Here is an 18,775-nt window from a genome sequence, read left to right on the forward strand (position 1 = left end):
ATGAAATACCGCCGCCTTGGAAACAGCAACCTGAAGGTGTCCGTCCTGTGCCTGGGCACCATGATGTTCGGGCAGCAGACGCCGGACGACGAGGCGGAGCGCATCGTCGCTTCGGCGAAAGAGCGCGGCATCAATTTCATCGACACGGCCGACGTCTACAACGAGGGCAAGTCTGAAATCCTGCTGGGCAAACTGCTGGCCGGGCAGCGCCCGCACTGGGTGCTGGCCAGCAAACTGGGCAACCAGGCCGGTCCGGGCGTGAACCAGGGACATTATTCGCGCAGCTGGATCCTGCAGCAGACCGATGCCATCCTGGCGCGGCTTGGCACCGACTACCTGGACATCCTGTACCTGCACCGCGACTTCCACGGCGAGAACCTGGAAGAAGCGGTTCGCGCGCTGGGTGACCTGATACGCGGCGGCAAGATCCGCAGCTTCGGCCTGTCCAACTTCCGCGGCTGGCGCATTGCCGAGATCATGCGCCTCTGCGAAAAAACCGGCGTGCCGCAACCGGTGGTCTGTCAGCCGTATTACAACCTGCTCAACCGCGGGCCCGAAGTCGAAATCCTGCCGGCCTGCGGCCACTACGGCGTCGGTGTCGTGCCTTACAGCCCGCTGGCGCGCGGCGTGCTCACCGGCAAGTACCCGCCGGGCCAGCCGCCGGCCGAAGGTACACGCGCCGGCAGCGGCGACAAACGCATCCTGGAAACCGAGTTCCGTGAAGAGTCACTGGTGATTGCCCAGAAGATCAAGGCGCGCTGCGAGGCCAAAGGCTGGGTGCCGGGCCAGTTTGCCGCCGCCTGGGTGCTGGCCAATCCGCTGGTCAGCTCGGTGATTGCCGGGCCGCGCCTGCTCTCGCACCTGGAAGATGTCTACGGCGCGACCGAGCTGGTGCTGGACAGTGAAGACGAGGCTTTCATCAACGAGCTGGTGATTCCGGGCCATGCCTCCAGCCACGGCTACAACGACCCGAGCTACCCCTTTTACGGCCGCCCGGTCTGAGCCGGGAGAGTGCTACTGAATCAGTAGCTGCCTACGCCCGCCACATAAGGGCCGCAGGCAGTTTTTACTGAAAATTTCCGGCTTAACCCTGTTTCTGGAACAGCACCAGCTTGGTCTCGGTGGCCGTCATGCCGTCCTTGCCGGCCGTCATCGACACCTCGTAACGCGTGCCTGGCAACGGAAACTGCGGCGAGAAGCTGAACGAGAAGTTGCCGTTGCCGTCGGCCTGAACCCGCTGCGTCAGCAAATCCTGGTTCATGCCAAACAGGCCGGCGAGCGTTCCGACAGCGCTGACCTTGACATCAACCACCGCGCCTGGGGCAGTGCGGCCGCGCACCACCACCGGACTGCCTTCAACCGAAGCGTTGTTGGCGTGGCTGGTCACCTGCAACAGCACAGTGGCAGGCGCGGCGCTCACGGCCGCCGCCACGTCGAAGGTCCAGGTCTGGCGCACGGCATTGCCAACCATGTCTTTGGCCGTCACGTCCACCGCGTAGCGGCCGGCGGGCAGGTCGGCGCGGTAGGTGAAAAACTGCGGCGTGATCTGCGCGGCTGCGGTGACATCGCGCCCCGCCAGCATGATGCGCACGCTTTTCGGGTCCACACCCACGCCGCCGGCATCGTCAAAGGTGCCGGACACCGAGGTGGCCGCGCCGCGCGTGACCGACTCGCCGTCACGAGGCGACAGGTTACGGATCACCGGCGGTTTCGCATCGGCCATCAGGGGCTGGGTCAGGGTCGAGGTGACCGCGCGGTCGCCAATACGCAGGGTGGCGACGACGGGCCGTGACGGCGCCAGGTTGTCCAGGCGGCGGATGGTGTAGGCGCCCTCATACACACCGGGCCGCACTTCGCGCATCGCGACATTGTTGATGACACCGGGAATGTCGAACTCGGCCGTACCGCCAGGCGCGCCGTTCAGCGTGAAACGCAGTTCAGCGCCCGGTTCGATCTTGTCGACGGGCGCCACCGTGAAGCGGTCGATTTTCAGGCCGGCCGGAGGCGCCACAGCCACGTCCTGGCTGGCGATGCCGGCCGGAAAGGTGTAGTTGGTCGCGATGCTGCGGTTGCGCACCTTCAGCGTGGCGCGGATGGCGCTGCTTTCGGTGATCCGGTCCTGGCGCCGGATGGTGTAGCTTCCCGTGTAGACCCCCCGTGCGGTTTCCTTGAGCACGATGGTGCGCGGCACGCCGCGCACGGTGAGGCTGACCTGGCCCCGCGGCGTGCCTTCCAGCGTGAATTGCAGCTTGGCGCCGGCCTGGAGACCCCCGTCGGTGCCCACCTGCAGCGATCGCAACTCGGGCGCGGCCGGTTGCGCCATGGCGGTACCCGGCAGGGCGATCAGCGCGGTAGCGGCGGGAAGCAGCAGGAAAAGGGCTGCGACCTGGTTGCGTATCTGTTTTTTCATGATGTTCAAACCTTGTAAATGGGTTTGTCCACTGTGATGGCAGCGCAGCGCGAAACCTGTAGGCGCCGGGGGTCGCCGGCCGTAGGCGGCCAGCGGGAAGCACCAAGGACAAGACGCCGCCGACCACGCGCCAAGGCCTCAGGCCATGGATGCGGGGCCAGCCTGCGCAGGCGCGGGAGACACGCCAGCCCGCTTGCCGTCCGCGCCGCAGGCGTGGCAGAACTTGGCAAACGCGCTCTTGCGCGCGGTGCACTGCGGGCAATGGTCGAACAGGCCGATGCCGCAGTGCGGGCAGAAGTCGATCGCCAGGTTTTTCAGGTCCACCGCCCGCTCGCAGCCGGGGCACACCCCCTTGGACAGGCGGGTGAGCGCCGTGTCGTAGCTCAGCTCTTCGCGGCGCTGCGCATCGGGCAGCTGCTCGGCGAGTTTCTGCTTTTCCAGGTAGCGGTTCAGCGACACAATCGCCTGCCGCCCGACCAGCACCGTGATGAGAATGCCGACGATGTAGCGCACATAACCGCCGTAACTGGGCAGGTAGGGCACGAGTTCGACAAAAAAGGCGAACAGCGCAAAAAAGATGAAGCCCCAGACAAAAGGCCAGTAGGTGCTTTTGCGTTTTTTGGCAAACAGCCAGCCGGCCGCCACCAGCAGCGGCAGGGTCAGCGCCAGCCGGTACAAAAACACGCGCAGTTCCTGGGCGCGCCGCGCGCTTTGCCACTTGTCCTGCGCCGCGCGCTCCAACTCGGCGATGCGTTCACGCGTGCGCGTGGCGCCCTGGCTGGCGTCCAGGGCCTTCTGCTGCTCCGCCTCCATCGTGGCCAGCGCCTGCCGCTCGGACGTCTTCAGGCCATCCAGCGCGCGTGTTCGTTCGATCAGTTCCGGGTCCTGCTCGGCCCGCTCGGTCGCGCGCCGCGTTGCCAGCCAGTTGTTGAAGGTCTCGCTGGCCGAGCGCGAATTAGCTTGCGCCACGCGCAGCTTGAGCCTGGCCTGATCCAGCGCTTCCTGCGCCTGCCGGCCCTGGCGTTCGGCCGTCTTGAGGCTCTCGCGCGCCTGCACGGCGGCGGGCTGCTCGATGAAATCGTCCAGGGACAGGGCCTTTTCGACCTGCGGCAGGTCGCCCACGACCGTGCTGCCCAGCCCGATGAGGAAGGCGGCAAACACAAAGGCCACCAGCCAGAGGCCGCGCTGAAACCATTTTTCGGACAGTCGTAATGCTTTGCTCATGGAGACTCCGGGAGTTGAACAGCCATTGTTAAAGTTTGATAAGGGTCGGCAGCTTGCCGTTCCCTGTCAGCTGTGCACGCTGCAACCAGGCAAACACCGAATCCACCGTAACGGTTTCAATGCGGTCCGAATAACGTTTGTCGTTGGGGTGGTCGTCAAATGCCACATTGGCCGCAGTCATGCGACCGCCCAGCCGCGTCAGCGGGCCCAGCTTGAGGACGGTGGGCTCGTAACCCTTGAACTGCAGCCAGGCCTGGGCCCGCTCGCGCGAGTTGGCGCCCGGCTCCATGGCGGCGGCCAGCGTTTCGATGGCCCACTGGTTGGACTGCTGGTATTTGCGGCCCCAGGCGTAGCTGACGATACTGTACGGCTTGTGGTGCATGCCCACGGTGCGCGCAGGATCCTGCAGCAACGCCAGCAGCTTGGCCTGCACCTCGGGCGCAGGCGCCACCCAGGCCGCTTCAAAGCGCCACAGGTCATCCAGGAAAAACTCGCCCAGGCCCTGACGGTAAACCGCCGATTCACTGGTGCCGCATTCGTTGAGCTTGTGCAGTACACGCCAGGTGTGGCCGCCCTGCCCGTCAGGCTCCTGGTAAGCCAGCCCCAGGTGGGAATAACGCAGCTTGTATTTGCTCAGGTCCTGGCCGGCCCGCGCCAGCAGCACGACCTTCTCGCCGCTGGCATTGAGCGAGGCCAGGGTTTTTTCGGCCAGCGACATGCCGCGCGCCACCGTCTGCGGGGTGATCTTGCCGGCCTCGCACGAACGTCCCGCGTGGGCTACTGGCGCCAGCATGCAGGCGGCTGCGAGGCCGAGGCACAGAAAAGTCAGAGAAGATTTCTTCATGGGTTCCCTCGCGCTTTCTCAGTGCGTCAGCCGTTCGTTGTGCAACAGGGCGCGGCCCAAGGCATTGGGAATGAAGGCAATCGCCTCGCCGGCCGCGGACAGCACCACGCCGGTACCGATCACGCTCACGACCACGGCCGTTCCGACCACCATGGACGCACCAGCCACACCCTTGCCCACCACTTCAATGCTGGCCCGCGCACCGTCGGAGGCCCGCTCCAGCACATACACCGTCCCGCGGGCGGTGCTCTCCACGGTCTTGACGACCAGCACTGCGCCGGTGGTCGACAGCACCACCGGTATCGCCACGACGGCGCCCGCAACCGCGCTGGTACCGACCACCACGGATGCCACCGGCAGGGCAGACACAGCGCTCAGGGCCGAGGCGCCGGTTTGCGCCTGGGCATGAAAAGAGGCTGTAGCCCCCGCCGTCATTGCGCAAACAGCTATTAAATAAGTAGCAAATGTATTTTTCATGATGCTTCCTCGCATTTCCTGGAAAAGATTTATTCGGCGTCGGTGTTTCGTAGGGCCTGGCCGGCCAGACGCGCTTCGTTCAGGTCGGCTTCGTGTTTGTCACGCAGGGTTTTGGCCAGCGTGAAGCTGCAGGTGATCAGGTAGAGCCAGCTGACGCCGAGAAAAGCCTTGTAGGTCTCGTTGACCTCCATGCGCCACAAACCCCAGCCGGTGAGCGACATGGCCAGGAAAAAACCACCCCACACCACGAACCTGAACATCGGCGTTTCGGTCAGCTTGTTTTCGGCCTCGGCCTTCTCCTGGTCGCGGACATACTTGGCCAGCACAAAAGCCGCAGACAGGCAGAAGAAGTAACCCATGATCATGAAAGCGCGGTCCAGGTCCTGGCCGGGCAGATAAGACAGGCCAACGGCGCACAGGAAAACGGCAATCAGGAAAGAGGCCCAGACCTGGAACTGCCAGGGTTTGGAATCGCGGTGAATCAGTACTCGCATAAAAACCTTCTTGCTTGTTGAGGTGACGCCAATGTGCACCGGGATGGCCGGAAGCAGGGGCGAATAACAATACAGTGACGTTTGAATACCCTGCTGGTATCGGATGGAGATACTTTTCAGGGTTTCATGAGTGCGGCCACACGGGCACGCAGGAGCTCGGGCTGCGCCTGGGCCAAAGGCATGGGGGCGCCGGCATTGAGGCCGACGCGGCTGAAGATGCCGCGCCTGAAAGGCCGCACCATGGCACCGCCTTTCTCAATGCGGCTGAAGAACGAGCCCCAGAGATTGGTCAAGGCCATGGGAATGACCGGCACGCTGAGGCCGTCGCGCTCGGCGTTTTCCAGGATTTTCATGATGCCACCCTTGAAGGGCTGGAGTTCGCCGTCCTGGGTGATGCCGCCCTCGGGGAAGATCGCCAGCAGGTCGCCGTTGCGCAGCACCTTCGCAGCAGCCTCGAATGCTGCTTCATACGCCGCCGGGTCCTCGGCACGCGGGGCGATCGGGATCGCCCTGGCGAGCCGGAACAGCCAGCCGAGCACCGGCATCCTGAAAATGCGGTGGTCCATCAAGAAATAAATCGGCCGCGGGCTGGCCGCCATCAGCAGCACCGGGTCGACAAAACTTACATGGTTGCAGGTCAGCACGGCGGCCCCCTGCACCGGAATGTTGTCGTCGCCCGTCACCTTGAAGCGGTAAATGCAGCGCGAGGCCACCAGCGCGATGAAACGCAGCAGGTACTCAGGCACCAGCATGAAGATGTAAAGCGCCACCACCGCATTGGCCAGGCCAACCAGCAGGAAAATCTGCGGAATCGTCATGCCGAGGCCCAGCAGGATGCCGGCGATCACCGAACTCGCAATCATGAACAGGGCATTCAGAATGTTGTTGGCCGCGATGATCCGGGCGCGATGGGTCACCTGCGCGCGCAGCTGGATCAGCGCGTACATGGGCACGCTGTAAAGGCCCGCAAACAGGCTCAGCAGCGCCAGGTCGGCCATCACGCGCCAGTGCGCGGGCTGCGCCACGAAACTTGCCAGGCTCATGACCGGCGACGGCGGCAGGCCACGCGATGCGAAGTAAAGGTCAATCGCAAACACGCTCATGCCGATCGCGCCCAGCGGAACCAGGCCGATCTCGACATGGCGGCGGCTCACCACCTCGCACAGCAGCGAACCCGTGCCTATGCCTATCGAAAACACCACCAGCAGCAGCGAAGCGACCTGCTCGTTGCCATGCAGCACCTCCTTGGCAAAACTCGGGAACTGGCTCAGGAACACCGCGCCGAAAAACCACATCCAGCTGATGCCCAGCAGCGAGCGGAAAACCACGAGGTTGCCATGCGCAAGCTTGAGATTGCGCACCGTCTCGGTGAACGGATTCCAGTTGATCTTGAGGCCCGGGTCGGTCGCGGGCGATGGCGGAATGTAGTGCGACACCACGCGGCCCAGAATAGCCATGCCGACACAGCTGAAGCCCACATGGTGGGCACCGATCTCCGGCACCGCAATGATCAGGCCACCGGCCACATTGCCCAGCAAAATGGCAACAAAGGTGCCCATTTCCACCATGCCGTTGCCACCCATGAGTTCACGCTCGTTCAGGTGGTGCGGCAGGTAGGCAAACTTGACCGGTCCGAACAGCGTGGAATGCAGGCCCATGAGAAAGGTGCAGCCCAGCAGGATCGGGATGTTGGCGCTGAAAAAGCCCCAGGCCGCCAGCGCCATGATGAGCATTTCCAGCCGCTTCACAAAAATGATCAGCGTGCGTTTGTCGTACTTGTCGGCGAGTTGTCCGCTGGTGGCAGAAAACAGCAGGAAAGGCAGGATGAACAACGCACCGATCACCAGTCCCGCCATCGCGGGCGGCAGCCAGCTGATTTGCAACTGGTAAGTCACCATCACGGTAAAGGCAAACTTGAACAGGTTGTCGTTGGCGGCCCCCGAAAACTGGGTCCAGAAAAAGGGGGCAAAGCGGCGCTGGCTGAGCAGCGCGAACTGGTTGGGGTGCTCCTGGGCCTTGGGCGGGGACGCCTGGACGGCGGCTTCAACACTCATGATGGACTCCTCTTTTCAGCTTTGTTATGCAGCAGGTGCCGGGGACAGCCTGTCTGCACCCTTAGAGCCTGCTCTGGAGGGTGAACCGGATTCTGCCCTGCTTTTCATGACAGCCATCAGCGCGGCAACAACCGGCCAGGCGGCACAGCTGGCCACGATATGTTTAAGGCTGTGGCCCGAAATGAGGTGGCCTGTCCACTCAAACACCTGATGGTCACCCAGCTCCAGCACCTTGGCCAGCGCATACAAGGCGATCAGCAGCGACCAGCGGATGGTCAGACCCCGGTGCGATGGCCCCGCACGGGCGGCTTCCGGCCGCAGGCAGGCCAGTCCGACGATCAGAGCCATGCCGCCGAACTGGAGCACGCCCCAAGGCAACAGATTGCCTGACACCGCCCACACCTGGACAGACACCGGTCCCAGTACAAGCACCGCCGTCGCCAGCGCCACACCGGCCCGGGCACTGATGCCCTGACATGCAGCCAGGCCCAACAGCCCGGCGAAGGCCAGCACCATGCCGCCGCGGTCCCAGAGCAGTCCCGCGTTGTCCGGCTGCCAGTGGTACATCGCCGAGACAGCGGTGGTCACCATCAGTCCGCAAAAAAACAGGCCTGCCAGCCAGGCTGCCGTCCTGTCCACCGCTTGCCTGCGGAGGGCCTGAACCAGCACACCCCCACCCGCCAGACCCCACAACGCAAACGGCAGGTTGCTCAGCACATCCATGGCATGAGGCAGCGCGCCCCAGACTCGCTGGTCAGCAAAGTCGTGGTAATGCGCCGGCTGGACCAGGGCCGGGCCGGCCACAGCCACCAGAACCAGCAGCAGGGCAGCAAGCAGCAAGGCGCGTTCGCGCGGCCATGCCGGAGAGTGCGCGGGCCGCATTTCCCGCCGTGGCTGGGGATATGGGGTGTATTGCATGAGGATGGCTCCTGAAATGAATGAGCCTGCAATGTGCGGGGAAGGGTGCATCCAAAGCATCAATATTCGAACCAGTCTTTCCGCGTGGAACCAAAAGTATTGATAATTGATACCCATGAGCACCACCGCCGACCTGGTTCTTCTGCTGAAGAAGGAACTCAAAGCCGTCCACATGACCTATGCCGATCTCGCGGCCAAGCTGGGCATGGCGGAGTCCAGCGTCAAACGCATGCTGGCCAAAGGCGATATGCCGCTGTCGCGCATCGATGCCATCTGCCGCGCGCTGAAACTGGACTTTGCCGAACTGGCCAGGCGAGTGGCCGATGCCCAGCCCCTGCTGGCCGAGCTGACGCAGGCACAGGAAAAAGCCGTGGTGGCCGACAAGAAGCTCCTGCTCACCGCGATCTGCGTGTTGTCGCAATGGACGCTGGAGCAGATCACGGGCAGCTACCGCCTGTCGCAGGCCGAATGTGTCAAATACCTGGTGCAGCTCGATCACATCGGCATCATCGAGCTCAAGCCGCAGAACCGCTACCGACTCAAACTCGCCAAGACCTTCCGCTGGCGGCCGCACGGGCCGGTGATGGACTACTTCAGGGACAACGCCCTGATGGACTACTTCTCGGGTGGTTTTGATGGCAGCGGAGAAGGCCTGCTATTGGTGCACGGTTCCATCAGCCGCAGCCTCGCGCCGTCGTTTCTCGAACGCATGCAGCGTGTCGCGCAGGATTTTGCGCAGCAACACCAAGCCGACCAGAAACTCGCCGAGAAAGACCGCGAAGGTTACACCCTGCTGCTGGCGATGCGAAGCTGGGAATTCGAAGCCTTTGCGGCCTTGCGGCGTTGATGTTGCACACCCCTGTTGCCGCTCACTGCGTGTAGCGGCCTCTCCCCTTGCAGGGGACGGCGCCTGCAGACCGGCAAAGCCGGATCTGCGGCCCCTGCCAGGAGGGACTCTTCATCTCGACCCCGATGGTGCTTGTCAATCCGCTGCGGTAAACACCGTCAGCACGCCGGTGTAGCCATAGAGGTTGTGGCGCGCAATTTCGCCGCCGGCAAAAAACCCGACGAGCGGCACGTCGCCGAGGGCACGCCGCACAATCTGCAGCTCGGCGCTGGGCGCACCGAAGTGTGGGCCGCCGCGCCCGGCGCAGCTGATGTAGATCGCGCCGGCGATGCGCCGGGCCGGGTGCGGGGCCGACTCGGCCTCGGACGCACTCAGCGCACTGGCGACTTCCAGCGTCAACTCCTCCGGCTCCAGCTCCTCGCGGATTTCGGCGCAGACGCGCACCAGGTCGGCGCGCGCCGCCTCGGCATTGCGTTCGCAAAAAGCCAGCCTCATGCCCGGGCTGGGCACCTCGGCAATGGCCACGCCCTGGCGCGCCGGGTCCAGGCCGATGATGTGGCGCACCAGCACATCGGCCCCGAACTGGCCCGGACGCCGGATCCGGCCGTCCTGCAGGGCGGCGTCAGCGCTGCTCAGCCCGACCAGCGTGGTCCGTACTTTTTCGAGCGCCTCACGCGGCGCATCGAGCGACACGCCGAGGTCGGCCAGCATCACGTCAAGCGCGCTCTGGCCGTCCAGTTCTGTCACCACGTTGGCGTCGCAGGCGGTGATCTCGTGCTCCCGTGAAACCGGCTGGCAGCCTTGGGTCACGCGCGACATCAGGCCGGCGCCCTGGGCAAAAGCCACCCCGCTCAGGCCGCCGCTGAACACCCCACTGGCGGCGCCCTGCCCCTTCACATTGCCGCTGCCGCTGAGCGCGAACTGGACCGCCTTGCCGCGGCTCGAGGCCAGCCCGCCAAACACATACCCGCTGCTGGTGCGCTCGGCCATCTCGGCAATCAGCTCAGCCACGTCGGGGGTACCGGCATCGGCATGCACCAGCGCGGTGTGGGCCTGGAAATGGCTGGCGCCGGGCGGCGGCAGGGGCGACACGCCGGAAAACACGCGGTACTGGTCTGACGGCAGCTCGCACAACATCACCGCCAGCGCGGGCTCGTCGAAATACTCGACGTTGTTCGACGCGATGCCGATGCCGACCGTGCCTGCCCAGTCGGTGATTTCAGGCAGCTCGGCACCGAGGAAGTCGAGGATGTCCTGCGCCTGCGCGGTGTAGTGGTCGGTGATGTAAAGCAGGCCCAGGCCCGGTGAGCTGGCATAACCGTGCAAGGCCATCTGCGCGCGCAGCTGGGCCAGCACCAAGCCGGCCGCCATGCGCCATTGCGGGTGGGTGGCGTGGCCGTAGGGGAAAAGTTTCATGGGCTTGTCAGGGTAGGTTGGCGCTGGCGCACTGCCTCACCACTTCGGCAGCAATCGCTCTCCAGGAAGCACATCGTACGGCGAGGCCCAGCCGGGCAACCCACGCAGGCGCGCAAGCCACGCCTCGATGTGGGGGTATCGTCCGGCGACCTCGTAGCCGCTTTCCTCCGGTGGGTAAAACAGGTAGCCGCACAGCGAGAAGTCGGCGATGGTGGACGCCCCGCCGACCATCCACTCGCGCGAGGCCAGATGTTTGTCGACGATGGCAAACGCGGCGTCCATCCGCGCACGCAGCCAGGCCATCACGGCCGGGTCGGGCGCGGCGGGGCCAAAGGCCTTCATGAAGCGGTAGGTGGCGAAGTAACTCGTGAACTTGTGGTTGTCGAAAAACAGCCAGCGCAGCACCTCCAGCCTGTCGTCTTCCGTGGCCCCTTCATACGCACCATGTTTCTTTGCAAGGTAGCCCAGGATGACGCCCGACTGCGTGAGGCGGCGCGTGCCGTCCTCCAGCACCGGCGCCTCACCCATCTCGTTGGTCTGCTCGCGCCAGGGCCCGGTGCGCGTGACCCCTTTCATGAAGTCCACAAAAACAGGCTCCCAGGGCTGGCCCAGTGCGCGCAGCAGAAAGGCCACCTTGAAGGTGTTGCCCGACTGGCAAAAACCATGAAGACGGTACATGGGACGCTTTCTCGCTTTCTTTCAGGTGACTGCCAGCCGGCCACCGGCGCGGCAGGGTTTCAACGCGTGGTCTTGCGCGCCGTCTTGCGCACCGGCGCCTTGGCCTTCGGCTTAGGTTTGGCCCCTGCCGCCGTGGTGGCCGCCGCCGGGGTGGGCCAGGCCTGGCTGCTGCGCAGGGCGCTGTCCATCGCCGAGCGGGCACCCCGGGCCACGGTTTTGCCGGCGGAATTGGCCATGCCCTTGGCCAGGTCCGTGGCCATGCCGGTGGCGGTTTTCATCGCGTCCTTGGCGAGGCCGGTGGCCATGTTTTTGGTTGTGCTCATGGTGGTTTTTTGGGCGGCGTCCTGCATGGCCGTGGTGGCGATGTTCTGGAACTGCTGCGTCAGCGCGCCCCACCACTGCATCGGATCGACCACGCCGGGCGCAGCTTCGGCGGCTTTTTCAGCCTTGGGCTTCGCGGTTTTGGCCTTCGCGGCCTTTTCACCGTTCTGGTAACTGGTGGGCGGAACCTCCAGCCCCGAAAACGTCTTTCCCTTGTCGGCCACTTTCTGCACCCCGCCAGCCACCGTATCGGCGACCTTGAGCTTGAAAGCGTTGGCGACGTCGCCCATGTTGAAATTCATGCCCTTGAGCGTGGCCAGGGTCATCTTCTGGACCTCCAGCGCCTGGATGGTGGCCTTGAGCGCCATGGCGTTCTGGTCCAGCCAGAACTGGACGGCCTTGAGTTCCTCGATGCGTTTGTCGAGCTCCTCGACATTGAGCGTCGGCGCGACCCAGTTGCCCAGGTTGGGCAGCTGGGGAATGCTTTGCGACGCGCTGCCGGCGGCCTGCTTGGCAAGGTTCTGCAAAAAGTCAAAGCCCGGAACCAGTTTTCCGAAACCGGCAAAGGATGGGTTGTCTGCGTCGCTCATGCTTGTCTCCTGGTGTTGTACGGCGTGGCCCCCGGTCTGGAGGGCGCCACGGTGGTTTCATTGTGCAGGGTCGCGGCGGCACGTCAACCCGTTTTTTTCCAAGCCCGGCGCATCGCACCTGCCCAGGCCGCCCACCGGCCGTTTCGCCCTCACCAGCGAATTTTCAAGAAAAATCAGCTGCCAGCCCTTGACTGGCAAGCGCCACCAGCTATTGATTCAATAGCAAATCAGGCTTTGGGACCGTAGGAAGGCGGGCGGCGCTCGCGCAGACTGGCCACACCTTCGCGCACGTCGGGGCCGGCAAAACCCATGAACTCCAGCGCCAGCGAGGCGTCGAAGGCCGGCCCGGCCTGGCGCAGCCAGTTGTTGAGCGCATATTTGGTCCAGCTGATGGCGGTTGACGAACCTGCGGCCAGGCGGTCGGCCACCTCATAGGCCCTGGGTAGCAGTTGTTCGTCGTCCACCGCCAGCGACACCAGGCCGATGCGTTCGGCCTCCTCGCCGCTGATCGGCTCGCAAAGCATCAGGTAGTACTTGGCCTTGGCCATGCCGCACAGCAGCGGCCAGACGATGGCGGCATGGTCGCCGGCGGCCACGCCCAGACGCGTGTGGCCGTCCACAATTTTGGCGCTCTTGGCGGCAATCGAAATATCGGCCAGCAAGCCCGCCACCAGCCCGGCGCCGACCGCCGGGCCATGCAGGGCACTGACAATCGGTTTGTCGCAGTTGATCACGTTGTAGACCAGGTCGCGTGCTTCCTTCCAGACGCGGGCGCGCGTTTCAAAATCCTCGGCCATGTCCTGCACCAGGGCGAGGTCGCCGCCGCCGGAAAAACCCAGGCCTTCGCCGCGCAGCACGGCGCAACGCACCGAGTCGTCGCTGCCCACATCGCGCCAGATCTGCGCGAGCTCCCGGTGGCCGTCGTGCCCGGCCGTCGGCAGCTTGCCGTTGAGGGCTTTCATCTGGATGTCCAGCACCGCGCCGCCGACGCCGCGGCGCGTGATGTGCAGGGTCTGGTAGGCGCTGTAATCCATCGTCTGGGCAGTCATGGTGTCTCCGTCGGGTGGCAAAAGGAATGCCCGAATTGTGCCCTGCACAGATCGGGGGCCGCCCGCTTGACCTTCATCAACCGGGGGCATGACGCCGTGGCGCATGATGGAGGCGAATACAAGAAGGAATGCCCCATGGACAAACAACACACCGTGCCCTACCAACAGCAATTGCTGGACATGCGCACCGCCCTGCTCGCACAGATTTCTGCGCAGCGTGGCGGCACCGTCAGCCGCGCTGACGCCGCCGCCGACCATTTCGGCCAGCCCGAGGACTCGCGTGCCCAGGTGGCCACCGAACGCGAACTCGAGTTCGCCTTGGGCGAGCGTGAAACGGCCGAACTCACCGCGATCGACGCGGCACTGGCCCGCATCGAAGCCGGGACCTATGGACAATGCACCGACTGCGGCGTCACCATTCCAGCCGCCAGGCTGCAGGCCAGCCCCGAAGCATGGCGCTGCATCGCCTGCCAGGAAAAAGCCGAACAAACACGCCCCGCCTGACCCCCTTTTTCTTTTCCCCTTCTTCTTTTTCTACAAAGGATTTCATGAGCACTTTTCACGCCGTTGTCTGGATCGACCAGTCCGAAGCCCATGTGGTGATGTTTGACCGCGAACACATGGAAGCCCAGCGCATCAAGTCGCGCACACACCACAAGCACCAGGGCAAGGTTGACGACAGCGCCGCTTTTTTCGCCGACGTGGCCCGGGCACTGAATGGCACGCATGAAGTGCTGCTCACCGGCCCCGGCCTGGTGCGCAACCAGTTCCGCGACTGGTGCAGCAGCCACCTGCCGGCCGTGGCCGACAGCGTGGTGGACTCGGTGGTCACCGACCATCCGAGCGACGCCCAGCTGGTCGCGCTGGCCCGCCAGTACTTCAAGAAGTTCGACAACATGGCGGCCGATCCTTCGACCGTCTGAACTCCGGATTTTTTCGCCGGGGGCCGCACCCGGCGGCGCGCAGGCTGCTATCCTTGACCGGATGCGCAGCCTTTTTCATTTCGCCTTCAACATCACCGATCTCGACGAGGCCCGCCGTTTCTACGGCGGCGTGCTCGGCTGCGCCGAAGGCCGCAGCACCGATAGCTGGGTCGATTTCGATTTCATGGGCCACCAGCTCTCGCTGCACCTGGGCCAGCCTTTCAAGACCGAACGCACCGGCCACGTCGGCGACACGCTGGTGCCCATGCCGCATTTCGGGCTGGTCCTGGCGCTGCCCGACTGGCAGGCCATGGCCAAGCGCCTGCAGGCAGCGGGTACCGACTTCCTGTTTGCGCCGCAGGTGCGTTTTGAAGGCCAGCCGGGCGAGCAGTGGACCATGTTTTTCTGCGACCCGTTTGGCAACCCGCTGGAGATCAAGGGCTTCCGTGATCTGGACGCGATTTACGCCTCATGAGGATGGGCAGTTGAGCACGCCGGCGCGCAGTAGGCAACCAAGGGAACTCTCCATTCAAGCAGGGGCCGCGGATCTGGCTTTGCCAGTCCGCAGGCGCAGCGCCCCCCGAGGGGCTGGAGCCTGCGGCTTCAAAGCTGACCGCGCAGCTTTGGACAGGCGACAGAAGCGAAGCCTCCGGCGAGCGGCGGCCTGCAAGGCCTCGGGAACTACACGCAGTGAGCGACCGTGGGGGCTGACATGACTTACACCTTTGCCTCGGCCACCATCCTGCTGCTGCTGATCACCGATCCCCTGGGCAACATCCCGATATTTGCCAACGCGCTGCGCCACGTCGCGCCCGAGCGGCGCGCCTTCGTGATCCTGCGCGAGGTGCTGATCGCTTTCCTGCTGCTGCTGGCCTTCATGTTTGTCGGCGACGGCTTCCTGCGCGTGATGAACCTCAGCGAACTCTCGCTGCAGATCGCCGGTGCGGTCATCCTGTTTCTGATCGCCTTGCGCATGATTTTTCCTGGCGGCCACCCGGAAGCGGAGCCGCTGCAGGGTGAACCCCTGATCGTGCCGCTGGCCATTCCCGCGCTGGCCGGGCCTTCGGCGCTGGCCACGGTGCTGCTGCTGGTATCGCAGGCGCCGGCCCGGCGCATGGAGTGGGTGGCGGCGCTGTGCGTCACCATGGCCGTGTGCGCCGTGGTGCTGGTGCTGGCCGAACGCATCCAGCGCGTGCTGGGAGACAGACTGGTGATGGCGTTTGAACGCCTGATGGGTCTGATCCTGGTGGCGATTTCGGTCGAGATGCTGCTGCGCGGCATCCAGCTGTTCATCACCCAGACGCGCGCTGCGGGCTGAGGGGCACGCGGCCCCGCCCTTTATTTGACCGGTGCGGCCGGGACGATTTTCTGCTCGATCGCGCCGAAAATCAGCTCGCCGTCCTTGCCCTTCATCTCGATGCGGATGGTGTCGCCGTATTTCATGAAGGCCGTCGAGGGCTTGCCGTCCTGGATGGTCTCGATGGCGCGCTTTTCGGCGATGCAGCTGTAGCCCTTGGGCCAGTCGGTCTTGCCCTTGACCTCGACACCCTTGTTGCTGACGGTGCCGGAGCCGATGATGGAGCCGGCGCGCACATTGCGGGTCTTGCAGATGTGGGCGATCAGCTGGCCGAAGTGGAAGGTCATTTCCGGCCCGGCATCACACATGCCGACCTTGCGGCCGTTCCAGGTGCTTTGCAGCGTCAGGTTCAGGCGGCCGTGGTCCCAGGCGTCGCCGAGTTCATCCAGCGTCACCGCCACCGGGCTGAAGGCCGTGGCCGGCTTGCTCTGGAAAAAACCAAACCCCTTGGCCAGCTCGTTGGGGATCAGGTTGCGCAGGCTTACGTCGTTGGCCAGCATCACCAGGCGTATGCCTTCGAGCGCCTGCTCGGGCGTGCTGGTCATGGGCACGTCGCCGGTGATGACCGCGACTTCGGCTTCAAAGTCGATGCCGTAGTCCTCGCTGGGGCAGACCACGTCGTCGCAGGGGCCGATGAAGTCGTCGCTGCCGCCCTGGTACATCAGCGGGTCCTTGTAGAAACTGTCGGGCACCTCGGAGTCGCGGGCCTTGCGCACCAGCTCCACATGGTTGATGTAGGCCGAGCCGTCGGCCCACTGGTAGGCGCGCGGCAGCGGCGCCATGCAGCGCGCCGGCTCGAACGGAAACGCGTGGCGCGCCTTGCCGTTGTTCAGCGTGTCGTACAGGTCCTGCAATTGCGGGGCGAGGAAGTTCCAGTCGTCGAGTACCTGCTGCAATCTGGTGGCGATGCCCGTCGCATAATGGGCCGTCGTCAGGTCACGAGAGACAACCACGAGCTGGCCGTCACGTGAGCCGTCTTTGTAGGTAGCGAGTTTCATCAGTTTCCTCTGTTCTGGGGGCCGGATAGGTGAAGCTGATTGCACCCTGCGTACACTCTGCGCTAGAGTTACGATAAGTGAAATCAATTTACCTAAATGTAATTTTTAATTTTAGTCGAATTCCATGAAAGAGCGCAAAACGCCGTCCGCCAACTCGCCAGGCAGCCTGCCCGCCCAGCGCGCAGGCATCCAGTCCGTGGAGGTCGGCTTCAGCCTGCTGCAGGTGCTCAGCGCCTCGCCGGGCGCGCTGATGCTGCGCGACCTGGCTGCCGCTGCCGGCATGAGTGCCGCCAAGGCGCACCGCTACCTGGTGAGTTTCCAGCGCCTCGAGCTGGTGACCCAGGACCCGGGCACCACGCGTTACGACCTCGGCCCGGCGGCGCTCAAGCTGGGCCTGGCCTCCCTGTCACGGCTGGACAGCGTCAAGCTCGCGCGCCAGCGCCTGGGACCGCTGATGGAGCAGATCGGCCAGACCCTGGCGCTGGCGGTGTGGGGCAACCAGGGGCCCACCATCGTGCATTGGGAAGAATCGCCACAGGCCGTCACCGTCAACTTGCGCCTCGGCGATGTGATGCCTTTGCTGTCCTCAGCCACCGGCCTGTGTTTCTCCGCCTTCATGGCCCAGCCGTCTGCCGGGCGGCGGCACCCCCACGACCGTCTTGCCCCCTTGCTCAAAAACGAACTTGCACGCATGCAAAAACTCGCGCGCAAGGATGTTCCCCAAACCATGACCGAGGTCGCGGCGGTGCTGGAAGAGGTGCGCCAGCGTGGTCTGGCCCGCGTGGTGGACACCCTGCTGCCCGGGGTGGCCGGATTCTGCGCGCCGGTGTTCGACGCCGACGGCCACCTGGTGCTGGGCATGGTGGCGATGGGCTCGCTGGCCAGCTTCGACCCGGCCTGGGACGGCGCCGTGGCCCGGCCGCTGGCGGCGGCCGCACGGCAACTTTCCGCCGATCTGGGATTCACAGGGGCATGAACACCCCGACCGCCCGGCAGGCCCCAGCGCTGCCGGCGCGCCCCCTGATCGCCCTGACTGCGCTGGTGACCATGGCCCATGTCCTGCTGCTGCAGGCGGCGCCGCTGGCGTGGGGGCCGGTGCCCGACCCGCAGGCGACGCCGCCACGCCCTTTCATCACGCGAACGCTGGAGATCAAGCCGGAACCGGTCGTGGCCAGCGCGCCCGCAGCCACGCCGGTGCGCCCGCGCCCGGTCCGGCGCCGCGCCCCTGTTTCACAAGAAAATCGGGCACCAACCCCCGATTCGACTGCGCCAGCAGCTATCGAATCGATAGCGCCATCAGCCGATGACAGCACAAGCCCAGTCGACCCACAGACCCCGCCACCAGAGATCACCGCAACCACCACCGAACCGGTCGCGCCCACGCCCGTGGAAGCAGCGCCGCCTCCCCTGCCAGGCGCCAGCACGGCCCTGACCATCCCCGGCTCGGTGCGCCTGAAATACGCGATGACGGGCCGATCCAAAAACATGGACTACAGCGCCTTTGCCCAGCTCGACTGGCTGCAGGACGGCGAGACCTACGACGCCAAAATGGTGGTCAGCGCCCTGTTCCTGGGATCGCGCAGCATGACCAGCAGCGGCCGCATCACTGCCGACGGCCTCGCGCCGACGCGTTTTCTGGACAAGTCCCGCAGCGAACGCGCCGCCCATTTCCAGGCCGACAAGGGCACGATCAGCTTCAGTGCCAACACGCCCGACGCCCCCTGGCGGCGCGGCGCGCAAGACCGCCTGAGTGTTTTCCTGCAACTGGGCAGTCTGCTGGCCGGCGCCCCGGCCAGCTACCCGGTCGGCGCCAGCGTGTCGCTGTACACCGCCGGCCCGCGCGAGGCCGACACCTGGACCTTCTCGGTCGAGTCCGAGGAAACCCTCCAGCTGCCCGCTGGCGAGGCGGCCACGCTCAAGCTCACGCGCAAGCCGCAGCGCGACTACGACCAGACCGTCGAAATCTGGTTCGCGCCGTCCATGGACTACCTGCCGGTACGCAACCGCATCACCCAGCACAACGGCGACTTCGTCGACCAGCAACTGCGCGTGGTCGAGAAACCCTGACATCCGCAGGCGCCAGCGCGTTTCTTTTCCTTCACGATGTGATTTTTTTGGCATTTCAGGGCATTTCGGGGATTAACCCTGTGGGTCTTGAACTCCGCCCGGCCGTTG

At 64.8% G+C, this 18,775-nt stretch carries 20 protein-coding genes; 8 read left to right on the forward strand and 12 right to left on the reverse strand.

The features are described 5' to 3' along the window. Positions 1-1,002 (forward strand): aldo/keto reductase, encoded by a 1,002-nt coding sequence (locus tag PSV40_RS09445; protein ID WP_300536823.1) that lies wholly within the window; start codon positions 1-3, stop codon positions 1,000-1,002. Positions 1,003-1,084: 82 nt separating this feature from the next. Here PSV40_RS09445 and PSV40_RS09450 read toward each other — a convergent pair whose 3' ends face one another. The 7 genes from PSV40_RS09450 to PSV40_RS09480 all read right to left on the reverse strand — a co-directional run bounded on the left by PSV40_RS09450 (position 1,085) and on the right by PSV40_RS09480 (position 8,421). Further along, positions 1,085-2,410: an Ig-like domain-containing protein gene (locus PSV40_RS09450; RefSeq protein WP_300536825.1), complete on the reverse strand. Its 1,326-nt coding sequence runs from the start codon at positions 2,408-2,410 to the stop codon at positions 1,085-1,087. Between the two features lie 138 nt (positions 2,411-2,548). After that, on the reverse strand, positions 2,549-3,634 hold the full coding sequence (locus tag PSV40_RS09455) for a serine endopeptidase (protein ID WP_300536827.1): 1,086 nt from the start codon (positions 3,632-3,634) through the stop codon (positions 2,549-2,551). A gap of 28 nt (positions 3,635-3,662) precedes the next feature. Continuing rightward, entirely contained in the window at positions 3,663-4,478 is an 816-nt protein-coding gene (locus PSV40_RS09460) for a DUF2145 domain-containing protein (protein ID WP_300536829.1), read from the reverse strand. Positions 4,479-4,496: 18 nt separating this feature from the next. Next, the gene (locus PSV40_RS09465; RefSeq protein WP_300536830.1) at positions 4,497-4,955 is read right to left on the reverse strand and encodes a hypothetical protein; all 459 of its coding nucleotides are present in this window, start codon (positions 4,953-4,955) and stop codon (positions 4,497-4,499) included. A gap of 29 nt (positions 4,956-4,984) precedes the next feature. Beyond that, positions 4,985-5,449: a YiaA/YiaB family inner membrane protein gene (locus PSV40_RS09470; RefSeq protein WP_300536832.1), complete on the reverse strand. Its 465-nt coding sequence runs from the start codon at positions 5,447-5,449 to the stop codon at positions 4,985-4,987. 116 nt (positions 5,450-5,565) lie between these two features. After that, complete coding sequence (locus tag PSV40_RS09475; RefSeq protein ID WP_300536834.1) at positions 5,566-7,503, reverse strand: MFS transporter; 1,938 nt, start codon at positions 7,501-7,503, stop codon at positions 5,566-5,568. 24 nt (positions 7,504-7,527) lie between these two features. After that, positions 7,528-8,421: a hypothetical protein gene (locus tag PSV40_RS09480; RefSeq protein WP_300536836.1), complete on the reverse strand. Its 894-nt coding sequence runs from the start codon at positions 8,419-8,421 to the stop codon at positions 7,528-7,530. Between the two features lie 115 nt (positions 8,422-8,536). On the opposite strand from PSV40_RS09480, the gene PSV40_RS09485 reads away from it, so the two are divergent. Continuing rightward, positions 8,537-9,268, forward strand: coding sequence for a helix-turn-helix transcriptional regulator (locus PSV40_RS09485; RefSeq protein WP_300536838.1), 732 nt, complete (start codon positions 8,537-8,539; stop codon positions 9,266-9,268). Positions 9,269-9,403: 135 nt separating this feature from the next. Here PSV40_RS09485 and PSV40_RS09490 read toward each other — a convergent pair whose 3' ends face one another. The 4 genes from PSV40_RS09490 to PSV40_RS09505 form a co-directional block, all read right to left on the reverse strand. Continuing rightward, complete coding sequence (locus PSV40_RS09490) at positions 9,404-10,684, reverse strand: FIST N-terminal domain-containing protein (protein ID WP_300536839.1); 1,281 nt, start codon at positions 10,682-10,684, stop codon at positions 9,404-9,406. A gap of 36 nt (positions 10,685-10,720) precedes the next feature. After that, positions 10,721-11,362, reverse strand: coding sequence for a glutathione S-transferase (locus PSV40_RS09495; RefSeq protein ID WP_300536840.1), 642 nt, complete (start codon positions 11,360-11,362; stop codon positions 10,721-10,723). Between the two features lie 59 nt (positions 11,363-11,421). Beyond that, the gene (locus tag PSV40_RS09500; protein WP_300536842.1) at positions 11,422-12,273 is read right to left on the reverse strand and encodes a PhaM family polyhydroxyalkanoate granule multifunctional regulatory protein; all 852 of its coding nucleotides are present in this window, start codon (positions 12,271-12,273) and stop codon (positions 11,422-11,424) included. A gap of 227 nt (positions 12,274-12,500) precedes the next feature. Further along, a complete protein-coding gene (locus tag PSV40_RS09505; RefSeq protein WP_300537050.1) occupies positions 12,501-13,307 on the reverse strand; it encodes an enoyl-CoA hydratase/isomerase family protein in 807 nt (268 codons plus the stop codon). A 150-nt stretch (positions 13,308-13,457) separates the two neighbouring features. Here PSV40_RS09505 and PSV40_RS09510 point away from each other — a divergent pair, with 150 nt between their 5' ends. From PSV40_RS09510 to PSV40_RS09525, 4 genes are all read left to right on the forward strand, one after another. Continuing rightward, entirely contained in the window at positions 13,458-13,826 is a 369-nt protein-coding gene (locus PSV40_RS09510; protein ID WP_300536844.1) for a TraR/DksA family transcriptional regulator, read from the forward strand. 44 nt (positions 13,827-13,870) lie between these two features. After that, positions 13,871-14,245: a hypothetical protein gene (locus PSV40_RS09515; RefSeq protein ID WP_300536846.1), complete on the forward strand. Its 375-nt coding sequence runs from the start codon at positions 13,871-13,873 to the stop codon at positions 14,243-14,245. 61 nt (positions 14,246-14,306) lie between these two features. Next, complete coding sequence (locus PSV40_RS09520) at positions 14,307-14,720, forward strand: VOC family protein (protein WP_300536848.1); 414 nt, start codon at positions 14,307-14,309, stop codon at positions 14,718-14,720. A 237-nt stretch (positions 14,721-14,957) separates the two neighbouring features. After that, complete coding sequence (locus PSV40_RS09525; RefSeq protein WP_300536850.1) at positions 14,958-15,563, forward strand: MarC family protein; 606 nt, start codon at positions 14,958-14,960, stop codon at positions 15,561-15,563. 20 nt (positions 15,564-15,583) lie between these two features. On the opposite strand, the gene PSV40_RS09530 is transcribed toward PSV40_RS09525, so the two are convergent. Further along, positions 15,584-16,600 carry a fumarylacetoacetate hydrolase family protein gene (locus PSV40_RS09530; RefSeq protein ID WP_300536851.1) on the reverse strand — a complete coding sequence of 339 codons (1,017 nt, stop codon included), beginning with the start codon at positions 16,598-16,600 and terminating at the stop codon, positions 15,584-15,586. A 166-nt stretch (positions 16,601-16,766) separates the two neighbouring features. Here PSV40_RS09530 and PSV40_RS09535 point away from each other — a divergent pair, with 166 nt between their 5' ends. Further along, on the forward strand, positions 16,767-17,576 hold the full coding sequence (locus PSV40_RS09535) for an IclR family transcriptional regulator (RefSeq protein ID WP_300537052.1): 810 nt from the start codon (positions 16,767-16,769) through the stop codon (positions 17,574-17,576). Continuing rightward, the gene (locus tag PSV40_RS09540) at positions 17,573-18,667 is read left to right on the forward strand and encodes a DUF3108 domain-containing protein (RefSeq protein WP_300536853.1); all 1,095 of its coding nucleotides are present in this window, start codon (positions 17,573-17,575) and stop codon (positions 18,665-18,667) included. Before PSV40_RS09535 ends, PSV40_RS09540 begins: the two co-directional genes overlap by 4 nt. Positions 18,668-18,775 lie beyond the last annotated feature (108 nt).

Source organism: Polaromonas sp., from assembly GCF_029945925.1.
Classification (GTDB): domain Bacteria; phylum Pseudomonadota; class Gammaproteobacteria; order Burkholderiales; family Burkholderiaceae_C; genus Polaromonas.